The sequence below is a fragment of the Leucobacter triazinivorans genome (genome assembly GCF_004208635.1).
Lineage (GTDB): Bacteria > Actinomycetota > Actinomycetes > Actinomycetales > Microbacteriaceae > Leucobacter > Leucobacter triazinivorans.
Genome location: NZ_CP035806.1, coordinates 2,171,855 through 2,188,562 on the forward strand (window position 1 = coordinate 2,171,855; position 16,708 = coordinate 2,188,562).

At 72.8% G+C, this 16,708-nt stretch carries 12 protein-coding genes; 4 read left to right on the forward strand and 8 right to left on the reverse strand.

The window, feature by feature from the left end; genetic code table 11:
• Positions 1-316: 316 nt before the first annotated feature.
• The 4 genes from rfbA to EVS81_RS09915 all read left to right on the forward strand — a co-directional run bounded on the left by rfbA (position 317) and on the right by EVS81_RS09915 (position 7,085).
• Positions 317-1,186 (forward strand): glucose-1-phosphate thymidylyltransferase RfbA, encoded by an 870-nt coding sequence (gene rfbA / locus EVS81_RS09900; RefSeq protein WP_130110251.1) that lies wholly within the window; start codon positions 317-319, stop codon positions 1,184-1,186.
• Entirely contained in the window at positions 1,186-2,187 is a 1,002-nt protein-coding gene (rfbB, locus tag EVS81_RS09905; protein WP_165384238.1) for a dTDP-glucose 4,6-dehydratase, read from the forward strand. Before rfbA ends, rfbB begins: the two co-directional genes overlap by 1 nt.
• Before the next feature lie 2 nt (positions 2,188-2,189).
• Positions 2,190-3,602, forward strand: coding sequence for a dTDP-4-dehydrorhamnose reductase (gene rfbD, locus EVS81_RS09910; RefSeq protein ID WP_130110252.1), 1,413 nt, complete (start codon positions 2,190-2,192; stop codon positions 3,600-3,602).
• 210 nt (positions 3,603-3,812) lie between these two features.
• Complete coding sequence (locus EVS81_RS09915; protein WP_130110253.1) at positions 3,813-7,085, forward strand: right-handed parallel beta-helix repeat-containing protein; 3,273 nt, start codon at positions 3,813-3,815, stop codon at positions 7,083-7,085.
• A gap of 8 nt (positions 7,086-7,093) precedes the next feature.
• Here EVS81_RS09915 and EVS81_RS09920 read toward each other — a convergent pair whose 3' ends face one another.
• From EVS81_RS09920 to EVS81_RS09955, 8 genes are all read right to left on the reverse strand, one after another.
• The gene (locus tag EVS81_RS09920; RefSeq protein ID WP_240739800.1) at positions 7,094-8,233 is read right to left on the reverse strand and encodes a glycosyltransferase; all 1,140 of its coding nucleotides are present in this window, start codon (positions 8,231-8,233) and stop codon (positions 7,094-7,096) included.
• The gene (locus tag EVS81_RS09925) at positions 8,230-9,399 is read right to left on the reverse strand and encodes a DUF1972 domain-containing protein (RefSeq protein ID WP_130110254.1); all 1,170 of its coding nucleotides are present in this window, start codon (positions 9,397-9,399) and stop codon (positions 8,230-8,232) included. Before EVS81_RS09925 ends, EVS81_RS09920 begins: the two co-directional genes overlap by 4 nt.
• A gap of 18 nt (positions 9,400-9,417) precedes the next feature.
• The gene (locus EVS81_RS09930; RefSeq protein WP_130110255.1) at positions 9,418-10,062 is read right to left on the reverse strand and encodes an arsenate reductase/protein-tyrosine-phosphatase family protein; all 645 of its coding nucleotides are present in this window, start codon (positions 10,060-10,062) and stop codon (positions 9,418-9,420) included.
• Positions 10,059-11,270, reverse strand: coding sequence for a Coenzyme F420 hydrogenase/dehydrogenase, beta subunit C-terminal domain (locus tag EVS81_RS09935; protein ID WP_165384239.1), 1,212 nt, complete (start codon positions 11,268-11,270; stop codon positions 10,059-10,061). Before EVS81_RS09935 ends, EVS81_RS09930 begins: the two co-directional genes overlap by 4 nt.
• Before the next feature lie 76 nt (positions 11,271-11,346).
• Complete coding sequence (locus EVS81_RS09940; protein ID WP_240739801.1) at positions 11,347-12,807, reverse strand: lipopolysaccharide biosynthesis protein; 1,461 nt, start codon at positions 12,805-12,807, stop codon at positions 11,347-11,349.
• A 12-nt stretch (positions 12,808-12,819) separates the two neighbouring features.
• Positions 12,820-13,893 (reverse strand): polysaccharide pyruvyl transferase family protein, encoded by a 1,074-nt coding sequence (locus EVS81_RS09945; protein ID WP_240739802.1) that lies wholly within the window; start codon positions 13,891-13,893, stop codon positions 12,820-12,822.
• A gap of 6 nt (positions 13,894-13,899) precedes the next feature.
• Entirely contained in the window at positions 13,900-15,321 is a 1,422-nt protein-coding gene (locus EVS81_RS09950) for a tyrosine-protein kinase domain-containing protein (protein ID WP_130110257.1), read from the reverse strand.
• A complete protein-coding gene (locus tag EVS81_RS09955) occupies positions 15,318-16,646 on the reverse strand; it encodes a hypothetical protein (RefSeq protein ID WP_130110258.1) in 1,329 nt (442 codons plus the stop codon). The genes EVS81_RS09950 and EVS81_RS09955 overlap by 4 nt, the downstream gene beginning before the upstream one ends.
• Positions 16,647-16,708: the final 62 nt, after the last annotated feature.

A 16,708-nucleotide genomic window follows, 5' to 3' on the forward strand; every position in this document is an offset into this window, starting at 1 on the left:
ACGGCACGAGCCATGCTGCGAGTCGCTCGGAGTGTTCCGCGACGGATGGATCCTGCGACTGCGCGCAGGATGACGGTGGGGGGCCGTGGCCAGGATGACGGTGGGGGGCCGTGGCCAGGATGACGGTGGGGTTCCTGCGACTGCGCGCAGGATGACGGTCGGGTCCGTGGCCAGGATGAGGTGATCCGTGCATCCCTCGCGCGGGGCTACGCCAACTGCGAGTCCTCGTGAGAGGATCGGAAGCATCCAGATCAGAGGCGAGCTGGTGCGGGCCCGTCGGGTCCCGTGCGCGGGGCGGCCGGAGATGAGGTGCGACGTGCGCGGTGTGATCCTTGCGGGGGGCTCCGGGACGCGACTGTGGCCGATCACCCGGGGCACCTCGAAGCAGCTGATGCCCGTGTACGACAAGCCCATGGTGTTCTACCCGCTGTCGACGCTGATGGCGGCGGGTATCCGCGAGGTGCTGATCATCACGACCCCCGAGCACAACGCGCAATTCCGATCCCTGCTCGGCGACGGCTCCGGCTGGGGGATGCGGCTCGAGTACGCCGTGCAGCCCTCCCCGGACGGCCTCGCCCAGGCCTTCATCATCGGCGAGGACTTCATCGCGGGGGAGAGCGCCGCACTCGTGCTCGGCGACAACCTCTTCCACGGCACGGGACTGGGCACCGCGCTGCAGCAGCACTCCGAGATCGACGGAGCGAGGATCTTCGCCTACCACGTCGCGAACCCGAGCGCCTACGGCGTGGTCGAGTTCGACGGCGACGGGCGGGCCCTCTCCATCGAGGAGAAGCCGGAGGCGCCGAAGAGCCACTACGCGGTGCCGGGCCTGTACTTCTACGACAACGACGTCGTCGAGATCGCGAAGGGGATCACGCCGAGCGCCCGGGGGGAGCTGGAGATCTCGTCGGTGAACGAGCACTATCTGCGCGCGGGCAAGCTGCACGTGCAGGTGCTGGATCGGGGCACCGCCTGGCTCGACACGGGCACGTTCGCGTCGATGATGCAGGCGTCCGACTACGTGCGGGTCATCGAGGAGCGGCAGGGGCTCAAGATCGGGTGCGTGGAGGAGCTCGCGTGGCGCAACGGCTGGATCGACGACGCTCAGCTCGCCGCCCTCGCGGAGCCGCTGGTCAAGAGCGGGTACGGCGACTATCTGCTGCGGCTGCTCGAGGGCGGGCGCTGATGCCGCGGCGCGTGCTCGTGACCGGCGGGGCCGGGTTCATCGGATCGAACTTCGTGCACCACCTGGTCGCGCACACCGACGATGCGGTGACGGTGCTCGACAAGTTCACCTACGCGGGGAACGCGGCCTCGCTGGCGGGGCTGCCCGAGGATCGCGTCGCGGTGGTGCGCGGCGACATCTGCGACGGCGCGCTGGTCGACGAGCTCGTGAGCGCCGCCGACGTCGTCGTGCACTACGCCGCCGAGTCGCACAACGACAATTCGCTGGACGAGCCGCGACCCTTCGTCGACACCAACCTCGTGGGCACCTACACGCTGCTCGAGGCGGTGCGACGGCACGGCACGCGCTTCCACCACATCTCGACCGACGAGGTGTACGGGGAGCTCGAACTCGACGATCCGGAGCGGTTCACGGAGCGGACGCCCTACAACCCGTCCTCGCCCTACAGCAGCACGAAGGCGGGCAGCGATCTGCTGGTGCGCGCCTGGGTGCGCTCCTTCGGGGTGCGGGCGACCATCTCGAACTGCTCGAACAACTACGGGCCGCGGCAGCACGTCGAGAAGTTCATCCCCCGCCAGATCACGAACATCCTCTGCGGCGAACGGCCCAGACTGTACGGCGCGGGCGCGAACGTGCGCGACTGGATCCACGCCGACGATCACTCCTCGGCGGTGCTGCGGATCATCGAGGCCGGCCGCATCGGGGAGACCTACCTCATCGGCGCCGACGGCGAGCGGAGCAACCGGATGGTGCTCGAGTCGATCCTCACCGCGATGGGGGAGCCGGCGGATGCGTACGACCGGGTCGCCGACCGGCCGGGGCACGACCTGCGCTACGCGATCGACAGCACGAAGCTGCGCGAGGAGCTCGGCTGGCGACCGGCCCTCCAGGACTTCGCGCGCGGGCTGCTGATGACCATCGACTGGTATCGCGACAACGAGGACTGGTGGCGGCCGCAGAAGGCCGCGACCGAGGCGAAGTACCGGGAACTCGGGAGGTAGGCATGGCGGCCAAGGAGCTCGCGATCCGCGAGACGACGATCCCCGGGCTGCTGGTCCTCGACCTCCCCGTGCACGGCGACAACCGGGGCTGGTTCAAGGAGAACTGGCAGCGCGAGAAGATGGTCGCGCTGGGGCTGCCCGACTTCGGGCCGGTGCAGAACAACATCTCGTACAACGAGCGCCGCGGTGCGACCCGCGGCATCCACGCCGAGCCCTGGAACAAGTACGTGTCGGTGGCGACCGGGCGCATCTTCGGCGCGTGGGTGGATCTGCGCGAGGGCCCCACCTTCGGCGCGGTGTTCACGACCGAGCTCGATCCCTCGACGGCCGTCTTCGTGCCGCGGGGCGTCGGCAACGCCTACCAGACCCTCGAGCACGCCACTGCGTACGTGTACCTGGTCGACGCGCACTGGACGGCCGAGGCCCAGGGCGAGTACACGTTCTTGAACCTCGCGGACGAGACCGTCGGGATCGACTGGCCGATCCCGCTCGAGCAGGCCGAGCGATCCGAGAAGGATCTGGCGCACCCGCGTCTCGCGGAGGCGACACCCATGCGGCCGCAGCGCACCCTGGTGATCGGCGCCAACGGCAAGCTCGGGCGCGCGCTGCGGACGGCGCTGCCGCACGCCGACTTCGCCGACCGCTCGCGCATCGATCTGTTCAACGAGGAGACCCTCGATCGCGTGAGCTGGGCGGAGTACGACGCGGTCGTCAACGCCGCGGCCTACACCGCCGTCGACGCCGCCGAGACCGCCGAGGGCCGCGCCGACTGCTGGGACGCGAACGTCACCGGCGTCGCGCGGCTCGCCCGCCACGTCGCCGCGCACGGCATCACGCTGGTGCACGTCTCGAGCGACTACGTGTTCGACGGGACGAAGCGCAGCGCGTACACCGAGCGGGATCCCGTCGCCCCGCTCGGCGTCTACGGGCAGACCAAGGCCGCGGGCGACGCGATCGTCGGCGCGCTGCCGCGTCACTACGTCGTGCGCACGAGCTGGGTCGTCGGCGACGGGGACAACTTCGTGCGCACCATGGCCGCGCTCGCCGCACGCGGCGTCGACCCGTCGGTGGTCGACGACCAGGTCGGCCGCCTCAGCTTCACCGACGACATCGCCGCGGGCATCATTCACCTGCTGCGGCAGCGCCCCGAGCCCGGCGTCTACCACCTCAGCAATGAGGGGCGGGCCACCTCGTGGGCCGACGTGGCCCGCCGGGTGTTCGAGCTCCTGGGCCACGATCCCGCGAGAGTCACCGGGGTGAGCACCGCCGCGTATTTCGCGGACACGCCCGCAGCGGCGCCCCGCCCCCGCAACAGCCTGCTGTCGCTCGAGAAGATCGCGGCGACGGGGTTCGTGCCGCGCGACGCCGATGCGGCGCTGGCCGAGTACCTGGAGGGTCTCGGCCGCGCCGGCTGAACCGGCGGAGGTGTCGACTCGTCGCTGCGCTCCACGCTCGACCGGTGGCAGACCCCGCCGGTCGAGCGTGGAGCGCAGCGAGTCGAAACCTGGGAGTCCTCACAAGGTCGCGCCCCCGAGCGCGTTTTCGGGATATCCTGGCGCGAGTTTTAGGGGATCTGTTCCGCCGCCGCATGGCGGCGCACCCGATCACGCGAGGACCCCTGCTCCATGGCCGATAGCGCACCCTTTCCCGTCGCCCAGCGCTCCCGAACAGCGCTTGCAGCCGTCGTCGCGCTGTTCGCGCTCGTCTTCACCCTCATCGCACCGCCTCCCGCCCGCGCCGCTCCCGCTCCCGTGCTGGTGGATGCCTTCGACCGCTCGGTGGACTCCGGGTGGGGCGCGCCGCCCTCGGGCGCGTATCTCGCCGGATCGGCGGCCGTCTCGGCGGTCGACGCGGGCGAGGCGCTGCTGCAGCCGGTGGCGCCCGGCCGCACGGCGAGCATGGCGTGGAGTGGAAGCGCGCTCCGCGACGCGGGGGTGCGCACTGAGTTCCGGATCCCCACCCTGCCGTCCGAGGGGAGCGGGGTCTACTTCGGCTCGCACGTGCGGGTGACCGACGCGGGTTCGTACGCGGCCCGTGTGCGCGCGGTACCCGGCGGCCGGGCCGAGCTCGCGCTGATCCGGGTCGACGGCGTGCAGTCCCGGGTGCTGCAGGAGCGCACCGTGCCCGTGGACGTTCAGACGGACTCCGTGCTCGAGGTCAACACCGTCGGCACGGAACCGGTGCGGCTGCAGGCGCGGGTCTGGAACGCGGGGGACGTCGTGCCGGACTGGCAGCTGGAACTCGAGGATCGCGGGCCGTCGCCGCTCGGCGCCGCGGGAGACGTCGCCTGGTCCGCGTACAGCTCCTCGGCCGGATCGGTGCTGCCGGTCGTGCTGAGCGCCGTGCGCGCGGGCGCGCCCGACGCTCTGGCGCCGCCCGAGCCGGGAGCGGATCCCGATCCCGCACCCGATCCGGCACCGGATCCCGATCCCGACCCCGCACCGGATCCCGATCCGCCGCCGTGGCCGGGGGAGGAGGGAGCCGCCCTGGTCGATGACTTCTCGCGGCAGGTCGACCACGGATGGGGCACCGCCGACTCGGGCGCCGACTGGGAGGCGACCCCCTCCGCCGTGCTCGCGGTGTCGCCGGGCGGCGCGTCCATCAGCAGTCCCGCCCCGGGGCGCACGAGCCTGGTGACGGCCGACGGACCCTCCCTGGCAGACGCACGGATGAGTTTCGAGCTGCGGATCCCCGAGCTGCCGCGCGGGGGCAGCGGCCTCTACCTGACCGCCGGCCTGCGGGCCGTGGAGTCCGGATCCGTCGGCGCGCGTCTGCGCGTGCACCCGAGCGGGGCCGTCGACCTCGCGCTGGTGCAGGTGCGTGGCCTCACCGACGCGACCGTGCTGGCGGAGACCCGCCTGGAGCCGACGGTGCGCGCGGGGGACGCGCTGCGCGTGCGCGTGCGGGCCACGGGGCACCCGCGGGTCGAGCTGGCCGCATCGGCCTGGATCTCGACCGCCGACGAGCCGGACGAGCGGATGCTGACCGCGGCGAGCAGCGGCGGCGCGGCGCCGACGGGCTCGGCGCGCCTCGCCCTCTACACCTCGAGGGGGTCGGAGGTGGCGCCGCTCGTCATCGCTGCGCTGCGGGTGTCCGCTGCCGAGGGGCTGCCGGATCCCGGCCCGGACCCTGCGCCGGATCCCGATCCGGATCCTGCTCCGGATCCCGACCCCGCCCCCAACCCCGACCCCGCCCCCGCCCCCGAGCCGGGCCGCGATCCCGAGCTGCGCGGGGCCCCGGGCGCCGCGGCCCCGGGCACGCTCCGCTACCCCGTCCCGGCCGGAGCCGTCTTCGTCGCCCCGTCGGGCGACGACACCCGGGCGGGCACCGCCGCGGCCCCCAAGCGCACCGTCGCGGCGGCGCTGCGCACGGTGCCGAACGGAGGCACGATCGTGCTCCGTGAGGGCGCGTACCACGAGGAGGTGCTGGTGCCCCCGCAACGGCGCGTCACGATTCAGCCCTACCCGGGCGAGGAGGTCTGGTTCGACGGCGCGACGGCCGTCACCGGTTGGCGCGCCTCGGGCTCGGTCTGGGTGAAGCCGGGCTGGGACCTGGAGCTCGACCCGAGCCCCACCTACTTCCGAGGGAGGCCGGACAACACGGAGCCGGGGTGGCGGTTCGTCGCCCCGGAGCATCCGATGGCCGCGCACCCCGACCAGGTGTGGGTCGACGGCGAGCGGCTGCGACAGGTCGCCTCGCGCGACCAGGTGGCGCGCGGCGCGTTCTACGTCGACCGCGCGCGGGACGAGCTCGTGATCGGCACCGACCCGACGGGGAGGCGGGTCGAGGCGAGCACGCTCGTGCAGGCGCTCTCGGTGCGCTCCGACGGGTCGGAGGTGCGCGGCATCGGCGTGCGCCGCTACGCGCCGAGCGTGCCCGACATGGGCGCGGTCATCGCCGCCGCGGCCGACGTCACCTTCACCGACGTGACGATCCGCGACACCGCGACGACGGGGTTCTACAGCTGGAGCCCCGGAACGACCCTGCGCAGAGTCTCGCTGATCGGCAACGGGATGCTCGGCGGCGGTGCGGCGACGGCCGACGGGTTGCGGCTCGAGGGCGTGCTGTCGGTCGGCAACAACACCGAGCGGTTCAATCGTGCGCCCGTGTCGGGCGCGTTCAAGATCGGGCGGTCGCGCGATGTGGCCGTCGTCGACTCGGCGTTCATCGACAACCTCGGCCAGGGCCCCTGGTTCGACGAGTCGGTCTACGACATCCGCTTCACGGGCAACGACGTGCGGGGCAACACGGGCAACGGCCTGGTCCTGGAGCTCTCCGACACCGCGATCGTTGCCGACAACATCGTCGTCGGCAACGCCCTCTCGGGCATCTACGTCATCAACACCGGCAACGTGCAGCTGTGGAACAACACGGTCGTCGACAACACCCGCAACATCAACATCACCCAGGATCGCCGTCGCGCCGCGACCGCCACCACCGGTCACGATCCGCGCCAGCCGCGGCCCGACCCCACGGTGCCCTGGATCACGCGCAGCACCGTCGTGGCCAACAACGTCGTGGGCTCGCCCGCCGGCGATTGCCTCGTGTGCGTCGAGGACTCCTCGCGCGAGTTCACCGCGGCCGAGATGGTGGCGTCGACCGATGGCAACCTGTACCACCGCGACAGCGCCGGGCAGCCCCGCTGGTTCGGGGTCTGGTCACGCGGATCGGCCGGCAGCCCCGTCGTCGTCGACACCCTGGAGCGGTTCCGCGCGGCGACGGGTCAGGAGCAGCGGTCTCGGCTGGTCGAGGGCGGCGCCGTCGTGACCGATGCGCACGAACTTCGGGCGGAGTACGTCGCGGAGCAGGCCGCGATCGCGCGCGGCGTGCCCGCCGCGGTCGCGGCGGAGTCGCGTCTGCAGGTGGGCAGCCGTGTCCTCGGCGCGCAGCAGCGCTGAGCGGGGCCTCAGTCGTGCGTTCCGGCGGCCGCGCGTCCGATCGCGCGGCGGTACTGCTCGGGGGCGTGCCGGGCGAGCGCGCGGGCGCGTCCGTCAGCCGCGCGCTCGCGCAGCACCGCCCAGTCGCCCCGCACACGCGCGAGTGCCTCCGCGAGCGCGGCGGCGTCGCCGGGTGCGACGAGGTGCGCCGTAGGGTACGTGCCGACGGCCTCCCGCAATCCGGCGATGTCGCTCGCGATCACGGGTCGCAGCGCCAGCACGCCCTCGACCGCCGTGTTGCCGAACGACTCGTCCAGCCGCGACGGCACCACGACGACGTCGCTGTCGGCGAGGTGCGGCCAGATGTGCGGGTCGAAGCCGGCGAAGCGCACCTCGATCTCCTCGGGCAGCGCGGCCGCGGCGTCGCGCAGCTCTCGCTCGTACCACTCGTTGCCGGGGAACACCGAGCCGAGCAGCGTGACCCGCACCGGGGTGCCGTCACGGGCGAGCAGCCGCGCCGCGTCGAGCACGAGGTCGGGCCCCTTGCGCGGCGAGAGGCGGCCCACGTAGCAGATCCTGGTCGGCCCGGTCAGCTCGGCCCTGGGAGGCTCGGGATCCCGGGGGCTCTCGACGCCGTTGTGGATCACCGTCGACCTCTGCAGGAGCGGGGGCACGCTCGCGCCGAGGATCGCGCGCGAGTACCGGCTGTTGACGATCACGGTGTGCGCAGCGGCGAGCGGCAGGTAGGCGGCGGTGTTCACCCACCGGTTCACCGACCCCTCGGCTTCGTGGACGTGGGCGACCACGCGGGCGCCGGCCAATCGCGCGGCGATCGGCCAGTGGGGGAGCGTGATCGTGCTGACGTAGACGACGGCCGGCCGCACCTTCCGCAGGAGCCGGCGCGCGGCGACGAAGCCCCGCACGCCGTCGCGCGCGAGCGCTGCCCACCCCGACGGGCGCAGCAGCGCCTTTCGCAGCACGAGCATGGGGAGCAGCACGACCCGCGCGCCGATGGCCTGCACGGCGGGCACGAGGGGTCCGCGCGCGGGGAGGGCCACGACCACGTCGAAGCCGGCCTCCCGCAGCCCCGCGATGCTCTCGAGGAACATACGGTCCGAGCCGAAGAGCTCGGCCCCCGGGTGCACGGCCAGCACCGTGGGCGCCGTCACCGGGCCCACTCCTCGGATGAGCGGCGCGCCCGACGCGCCGAGCGGTGGACGGATCCGCCGGCCGCGAGCCGGCGGGCCAGCTCCTCGTACCGCGTTGCGACGTCGTCCCAATCGAACGCCGCGGCCGCGCGCTCCCGTGCGGCCCGGCCCGCCGCCGCGACCGCCTCGGGGTCGGCCTCGGCATCGTGCAGCGCCCGCGTGACGCCCCCGGGGTCGGAGAAGAACCATCCGCCCCCCGCCGTCTCGCGATTGAACCCGACGTCGAAGGCGACGACGGCGGTTGCGGCGCCCATCGCGCGCAGCAGCGACGGGTTGGTGCCGCCCACCGAGTGCCCGTGCAGATAGGTGAACGCGTGGGCGTAGAGGGCGTCGAGCAGCTGCTGATCGTAGACGCTTCCGAGCAGTCGAATGCGCGGGTCGCCGTCGGCGAGGTCCTGGATCCGATGGGTGTACTCGGCGCTGTAGGGCGCCGACCCCACGACGACCAGCGGTCGTCTCGCGCGGCTCTCCGCGTAGCCCGCCACGATCTCGCGCACGTGGTTCTCGGGCTCGAAGCGCGCGACAACCAGGTGGTATCCGCCCGGTTCGAGCCCGATGCCGCGGATCCCCTCGGTCGGGGCGGAGTCGATGAGCGGTGCACCGTAGCGGATCATCTCGGTCGCGACATCGAATTGGTGCCGGTAGTAGTCGGCGATGCCCGGGGCGTCGGCGATCAGCGCGTCCGCGCGGCGCACGCCGAATTGCTCGGCCCAGCGGTAGTACGCGCGGCCGCGCGGTCCCCACTTGGAGCGGCGCCACTCCAGCCCATCCATGTGGAGCGCCGTCGGGATGCGCCGCGCGCGCAGGAGCGGCACGAAGGGGGAGTTCGCGGCGTTGAAGACGAATGCGGCGTCGATGCGCCGCCTCGTGAGGGCGTGCACCGTCGATAGGCCGGTGTGGCTGAGCGTCTCCACCTGTTTCACGGGCACCGCCGGGAGGCGCACGATCTCCATGCCGAGGTACTCGCGCTCTCGGCGCTCCGAACCGCGCGTGTAGACGAGCACGCGGTGCCCGCGTCCGACCAGACGACGGCCGATCTCCTCGATCGCGGTCTCGAAGCCGCCGTAGGCGGCCGGCACTCCGCGGGTGCCGATCATGGCGATGACGAGGGCCGTTCCGTCGTTCATGAGTACAGTATGCCGATCTCAGCGCACGGGCGCGTCCCGGAAGCCGTCGAGTTGCGCGGCGAACTCCGCCGTCTCGGCGCGCACGCGCCGCAGCACGGCCGCGTGGGCGTGGCGTCGGCGATGGTGCGCATCGGGAATGTCGAGCGGGTGGGGCGCTTCCCGCCGCGACAGCACCCGACGCTGCTTCCGCGGACGAGGGATCACGAGCGAACCGCGGTGCGCGTCGAGCATCTCGGCGTACTGCGCCACCGCGCCCGGCCGCGACTCCTCGGGGGCGCGGAGGGCGGTTTCGTGCAGGCGGTGCGCGGCCGCGTGCCGGCCGAGCAGCACCGCTTCCGAGAGGGTGAAGAGGCGCCACCGCGCATCGGGCGCGCGCCGGGCGAGTGCCGCCCGCTCGGAGCGGGAGGGCACGATGATGAGATCGGCGCGCAGCTGCGCGCCGTCGACCGGTGTCGCGCGGTGGGCGCTCGCCGCGGCTCGGAGCGGCTCGGAGCGCACGAATGCGCGGCCGAGCTCGCAGGTGGCGGCGTGTTCGCGGGCAGAGACGCCCGCGCTCGAGACGGCCCACTGCTCCGAGTCGGCCACCGAGTCGAGGAACGTGTACTGCATGAGCGGTGAACGGCACACGTTGGCGGCGCACACGAAGAGGATCGATCCTCTCATCGGGCACCTCCCCGCGGCGACTCCCGGATCCTCCGGAGGGTTCCGCGCAGCGTGCGCAGTGCGATGCGCGGCCGCGCCAGCGAGAGCCGGACGAGGCCGAAGCCGCGATACCGGGGCACCCCGCGGCCGCCCAGCCGCGCCCCCCACAGGCGCGCGGCGAGAGAACGGCGGCGCTCGGTCTGGAGCGGCTGGGCCCGCGCGAGCCGCTCGGGATCGAGCTCGCGCAGCTCGATCACCCCGGCCTCCTGCGCGGCGAGCACGATGGCGAGGCCGCGTTCCGTGCGGGCCAGGAGCGCGCTGCGCCCATCCTGCTCGTCGAAGACGGGGTAGCCGCGATCGTCGGAGTCCCAGGAGTCGGCCGCAGCGATGTCGGCCGACTCGCCGATACCGTCGGCGCAGAGCTTGCATCGCCACTGCGTGGCGGGCCCGAGCGCGGCCCCCCAGGAGCGGTCGTAGTCCGCGCTCACCTCGCCCCCGTCGAACACCGCGGTGAACCTGCCGGGCCAGCCCCTCCCCCGATACCACAGCTCCGTGACCTCCTCGGGGGCGGGCCCCCCGAGCTCGCGGACCAGCTGCTCGGTCGCGCGCTGGCTCGGTGTGCCGGCGCAGAAGAACGACAGCAGCACCGGCGAGCCGCCGAGGGCGCCGCCCGTGAGGGCGCGCACGGCGCTCACCTCGCAAGGCTTGGCGGTGAGTGCGTGCGTCGGGTCGGCGGTCGCGATCGCGCCCACCGCCACGGGGGCGTAGCGGGAGCCCGCCGCTGCGAGCGCCTCCTCCTTCGACGTGATGCGCACCGGGACCGTGCGCGTCGGCCGGGCGGGATCCGATGCGGCGGTCGACACCTGCGCGACCGCGCCCGTGGCCAGCAGCCAGCTCTGGATGGCGGTGAGCGCGCCGCCGCTGCTGCCCCGATGCCGCATCTGCGGGTCGACCGCCCAGGCCTCCCACACGCCGAAGTACGAGCCCAGCAGCGGGTGCCTCGTGCTGCCCGCGGGTCGCTGCGCCGTCACGCTGCGGCCGGGGCAGACGCGCGCGAAGGCGCGGGCGGCACCGGGCTCCTCGCGCGGCGGCCCCGCGGCGACCGGCCGCAGATACCCCGACCCGTCGAGCTCCATCGAGAGCCCGGGGTCGAGCAGGGTGCACACGCCGCACCCCGAGCACGCGTCCGCCTGCAGCACCTTCGCCACCTGCTTCCGGACGGTACTCACAGCGACCCCTCCCCTGCGCGGCCTTTCCATCCTCCGTGGTGCCACCCTACAGCCTTGCGGGGCCCGACCCCCGCGCTCACCGCTGCCGGCGCAGCATGAGCCTGCCGAACGAGACCAGGGTCCGGGCATCTCGGCGCAGCTGCGGGAGCAGGAGCAGCGCGGAGAGCGCGAGGGCTGCGGCGCCGAGTCCGGCGATGAGCGCGAGCCAGTTCCCGGCGAGCGGCAGCACGGCCGTCGATGCCGCCCAGGAGGCGAGCGCTCCGCTCGCCGAGACGAGGAGGATGCGGGCCGCGCCCCGGTAGAGCTCGCGCACGGGCAGCTCCGTGAGTCGGGACAGCCAGAAGATCGACAGGGGCCAGGCGATCGCGGGCGCGATCGCGAACCCGGCCGCGATCCCCACCACTCCGAAGAACGAGCCGGCGACGATGCACGTCACCCGGATCGCGGTCGACACGAGGGAGTAGTGCAGGAGCTGTCGGCTCAGCCCGCGCGACACGTAGACCCAGTACCCCACGAACGAGAGCGTCGTCAGGGCTCCCGCGATGGCGAAGCACTGCAGCACGGGCACGGCGGCCTCCCACTGGGAGCCCAGCATGATCGCCACGACGGGCTCCGCCATGCCGCACATGAGCAGCAGCGGGACCCCCAGTGAGTACCCGAGCGCGAGCTGGCCCGCGACGACGAAGCCGTTGAATCGCTCGCGATCCTCCTGCGCCCGCGAGAAGACCGGCAGCGCCACGTTCGTGAGCGGAGACCGGATCTGGTTCAGCGGCGTCATGACGAGCTGGTAGGCGCGGTTGTAGAGGCCGAGCGGAGCGGCTCCGAAGCGCGCCGCCACGAGTACCGTGTCGACCTGGGAGGCGGCGTAGGTGATCAGGTTGGTGGCGACGAGGTGGCCGCCGAAGCGCAGCAACGCGCCGATCTCGTGGCGGCGCGAGTAGCGTCGGGGGCGCCACCGCCCGAATCGCACCAGCAGCGCGAGGAGGGCGAGCGCCGCGACGAGCTGCTGCAGCACCAGCGCCCAGTAGCCGGCGCCGAGGAGGGCTGCCGCGACGGCTGCCCCGAGTGCGACCGCCGCGGAGACGATATCGGCGACCGCGAGCGCGGTGAACCGCAGGGCGCGCATGAGCTGCGCGCGGTACTGCGTCGCGAGACCGTTGAGCACGAACACGACCGACAGGGCCTGCACGATCCCGAGGAGCTCGGGCTGATCGCTCAGCCGCGCGATCGGCCAGGACGCGAGGAGCACGACGACGGCGAGGGCCGCGCCGAGCGCGGAGTTGATCCAGAACAGGTTGTCGCGCTGTCCCTCGGTCAGCGTCGGCGCCTGCACCGCCGCAGAGGTGAGCCCGAAGTCGCGCAGGATCTCGCCGATCCCCACGAGCACGAGCGCGATGGCGAGCAGCCCGTAGTCGTGCGGGGTGAGGAGGCGCGCCAGAACGACGACGGAGAGCAGCTGCAGCAGGATGCGGGCGAGCTGGGCGCCCATCGTGAACAGTGCGCCGCGGGCCGCGGAGTGCGCCAGATCCTGTGCCACCCGTGCACCGCCCTACGCGAGGGCCCCGACCGAGGAGCGCAGCCGGTCGATGCGAGCGCGCCCCTCCGCCTGGGCGTCGCGCGCGCGCTCCGCCAGCCGCGGCGAGCGGATCGCCGAGAGCACCGCGCTGCTCGTGCTCGAGGCGTCGCGCACCTCGACGACGTCGTCCCATCCCAGCTCGGCGAGCAGCGGCCGGAACTTGCGCGAGTAGGCCATGGCGACGGCCGGCGTGCCCGTCGAGAGCGCGTTGAGGCACGCGTGCATGCGGGCGCCGACGACGACCTGCGCTGCGGCCAGCGCGCCGCGCGCCGCATCGAGGCTCTCGGGCTCGAAGAGCTCGAACTCGCCGTCGTAGTCGGCGTGGATCGCGCGCGCCGCCGCGAGATCGCTGTCAGGGCTGCTCGAGTCGAGCACGTGCGGCATCAGCGTGATGCTCCGGCCGTCGGCGCGCACCCCCTCGATCACGAGGCGGACCGACCGGCGGTACTCCTCGTAGTCCACGTGTGGATTCGGCTCCCACAGCAGGCCGGAGACGTTGAGCACGACGTCGCGGGGCGCGTCGGGGCCGGGGGGCGCGATCGCGAACACCAGGTCGGTGGTCAGCGCGTCGACCGGTCGGCCCAGCGCCGCCGCCGCCTCGGCGCTCCTGGGGTCGCGCGCGAACACCAGGTGCGATCGCTTGAGCGTGCGCGTCGCCAGCCAGGCCGCCCGTCGGGTCGCGAACGGCCCGATCGTCTGCGGCGCCATCACGCAGCGCACGCCGGCCTGCGCCGCGAACTCGTGGATGAGCGACATCGTGAGGTGCCGGTCGAGCCCGTAGATGTCGGCGAAGCTGTCGCCCGAGCGCGTATCCCAGAAGAGGTCGAACGACGCCAGCCAGTCCATCATCCCGGAGCTCCGCAGCGCGCGCCGCCGCAGCAGTGTGCGCGGCGACCAGTCGATCGCGGCCGGGCGCGAGCCGTAGTTCATCACCTCGAACTCGGCGTCGGGGTGCGCGGCCGAGAGCAGGTCGATCGATCCGCGACCGAGCGCCCGAACGCCGAGGTTCGGCGAGACGTCGTCGGCCCAGGCGATCAGCACGCGCATGGTCGTTCACCCGCGCTTCCGCCGGGCACCGGATCCGGCGGACCCGCCCGACGGGCGCGTCCGCCCGTTCTCGGTGTAGTAGCCGTCGGTGCTGCGCCGCCGCCGCGCCTTGTTGAGCACGACCCCGATGAGACGTCCCCCGGCCGTCTCGAAGCTCGTCACGGCCTGCGCGAGCTGCGACCGCCTCGTGCGCCCCGCGTCGACCACGAGCACGGCGCCGTCGACGAGCGGCGACGTGAGGCCGGCGTCCGCGACGCTCAGGATGGGCGGCGAGTCGACGATCACGTAGTCGTACTGCGGCGCCACCTCGTCGATGAGCTGCCGCATCGCGTCCGAGGTCAGCATCTCGGACGGGTTCGGAGGGATCGTGCCGGCGGTGAGGATGTCGAGCGTCGTGCCGCGGCGCCGGATCCGGGCCTGCTCGAAGGTGGCGTCTCCCAGCAGCACGGAGGTGAGCCCGACGGCGCCCTCCACGCCGAAGAGGTCGGTGATGCGCGGTTTGCGGAAGTCGGCGTCGATGAGCAGAACGCGGCTCCGCACCTCGGCGAGCGTCAGCGCGAAGTTCGCGCTGAATGTCGACTTGCCCTCGCTCTCCGAGGTCGAGGTGATCATGATCCGTTGCAGGCGATCCGAGACCGCCGCGTAGGTGAGCGCGGAGCGCACGCGCCTGAACTCCTCGGAGGCGTGCCCCAGCGGGTCCTGCGCCACGACGAGGCCCACGCCATGCCGAGCGCCGCGCACCCGCGAGATGGAGCCGAGCACGGGAAGGGGCACCGCGGCCTTGAGCGCGGCGGCGTTCGGGATCCGCGTGTCGAGCAGGCTGGAGATGAGCGCCGCGGCGATCCCGAGCAGCAGTCCGACGGCGGCGACCAGCAGGGAGTCCCGCGACTTGTTCGGAGAGACCTGGTAGATCGGCACGACCGCGCTGTCGACGAGCGACGCGGCGATCGACGGCGCCCCTTCGGCACCGGTGGGCGAGACCTCCTTCACCACGTCGGCCAGGCTCTCGGCGACGGCGTTGGCGACGGCGGCCGCGCGCTCGGGCGAGGTCGAGGAGGCCTGGATGCTGAGGATCACGGTGTTGCTCGGCGTGACCACCTGCAGATTGCGCGCCAGTTCCTGCGGTGTCAGATCGAGATCGAGATCCTCGATCACCGGCTCCAGCACGCGCGAGGACGTGGCCAGGCGCGCGAAGGACTGCATCTGATTCTGGGCGTAGGTGGTGCCCTGATTGAGATCCGAGCCGCTCGACCCCTGGTTGATCGAGACGAACAGGGTCGCGGTCGACTGGAACACGGGCGTTGCCAGCAAGGACATCGTCAGGCCCACGATCCCGCCGAGCACGGTGGCGGCGGCGATGAGGTACCAGCGCTTCTTCAGCGCGGCCCAGACCGATCCCAGCGTCCAGGCGGAGGTGGTCTCGGTCACGTCGAACCTCCCCCCGCCGCTTCGGGCCTCTCGGGCGATATTCGGTTCAGGATAGCAGCGGGCTGCGCCGGGGTCTGCGGCGATCGTGCGCTGCCGAGGCGGGGGAGTCTCCCGGGGACCCGGCGCCGATCCGCGACCCCGATGGCCACCGCCAGCCCCGCGGCGAACCAGAAGAACGCGGAGTACTGGGTGATGAAGGCGACCGCGAACAGGCCCGGGATCTGCCCGGCGATGGCGATGTTCGCGGCGTTCGCCCCGCGCCTGCGCAGCATCTGCACCGTCGCCGCGATCAGCACGGCGACGAGCAGCAGCGCGGCCACCCAGCCCACCCGCATCGCCACCACGAGCAGCGCGTTATCGATCGATCGCGAGAACGTGCCGAGGTAGTCGCCGCCCACCGTCAGACCGGCGATGTCCGGCGCCGCCCCGAACGGGCGCAGCACGGGGCCCAGGGACAGCAGATCGAGACGGTACCCGGCACTGCCGCCGGCCTCCTGGCCCGCCTCGAGGAACACGTCGTTCACGATGGGGACGATGAAGAGGGCAGTGGCGAGGCCGGCGGCGGCGATGAGCAGTCGGGCGAGGCGCGTGAGCCCGGGGAGCACGATGATCGAGAGGGCCACGGTGATCACGAAGGTCACCAGACCGATGCGGCTCAGGGTCAGCAGGATCGCCGCGGCGATGGTCACCAGCAGGAGCAGGCGCACCTGCAGCCGCCATTTCGCGGCGAGCACGAACGCGGCGCACATGGAGAGCGTCGCGCCGAGCGCGATCGAGTGGCCGAAGGCGCCCTCCACCCGGGTGAGTCCGCCGCGCGGCTGCAGCGGGGACCAGATCTCGTAGATGTCGGCCGCGCCCCAGGAGATGAGCACGAACGGGTTGACGGACGTGGTCGCCTCCAGCAGCGCCAGGGCCGCGGCGACGCCGGCCACGAGCGCCACCGCGCGCACCAGGAAGTCGAGGCTCACCCGGGTCAGCACGAGCCGGCCCCAGACGTAGGGGAGCAGCCACTCGGTGAGCGCGATGACGGCGCCCGAGAGCGAGACGAGGCCGAGTGCGTACTGCGCGACGATGAGCAGGCCGAAGGCCGCCATGATCCCGTCGGCCGGGGAGAGTTCGATGGACCGGGAGCAGGTCATGATCATGAGCACGGTGACCGCGGTGATCGCGGACCAGAAGGGGCCGACGCTCACGCCCACCCACACGGGCACGAAGAAGAGCACGAGCAGCCAGAGCGCGACCGCGAGCCGCGGTGCGGCGCGCAGCACGAGCAGCGCGACGATCGCTGCGGCGAGCCCGCCCACGGCCATGATCACGGTGGTCACGCCTCCCATGCTCGCCTACTCCCCGGCGAACGGGAAGACCCGCGGCGCACGAGGCCTCCCCG

Coding starts and splice junctions, on each gene's coding strand:
- rfbB (WP_165384238.1), top strand. CDS start 1,186: ATGCCGCGGCGCGTGCTCGTGACCGGCGGGGCCGGGTTCATCGGATCG.
- rfbD (WP_130110252.1), top strand. CDS start 2,190: ATGGCGGCCAAGGAGCTCGCGATCCGCGAGACGACGATCCCCGGGCTG.
- EVS81_RS09915 (WP_130110253.1), top strand. CDS start 3,813: ATGGCCGATAGCGCACCCTTTCCCGTCGCCCAGCGCTCCCGAACAGCG.
- EVS81_RS09925 (WP_130110254.1), bottom strand. CDS start 9,399: ATGAACGACGGAACGGCCCTCGTCATCGCCATGATCGGCACCCGCGGA.
- EVS81_RS09930 (WP_130110255.1), bottom strand. CDS start 10,062: ATGAGAGGATCGATCCTCTTCGTGTGCGCCGCCAACGTGTGCCGTTCA.
- EVS81_RS09945 (WP_240739802.1), bottom strand. CDS start 13,893: ATGCGCGTGCTGATCGCCTGGGCCGACGACGTCTCGCCGAACCTCGGC.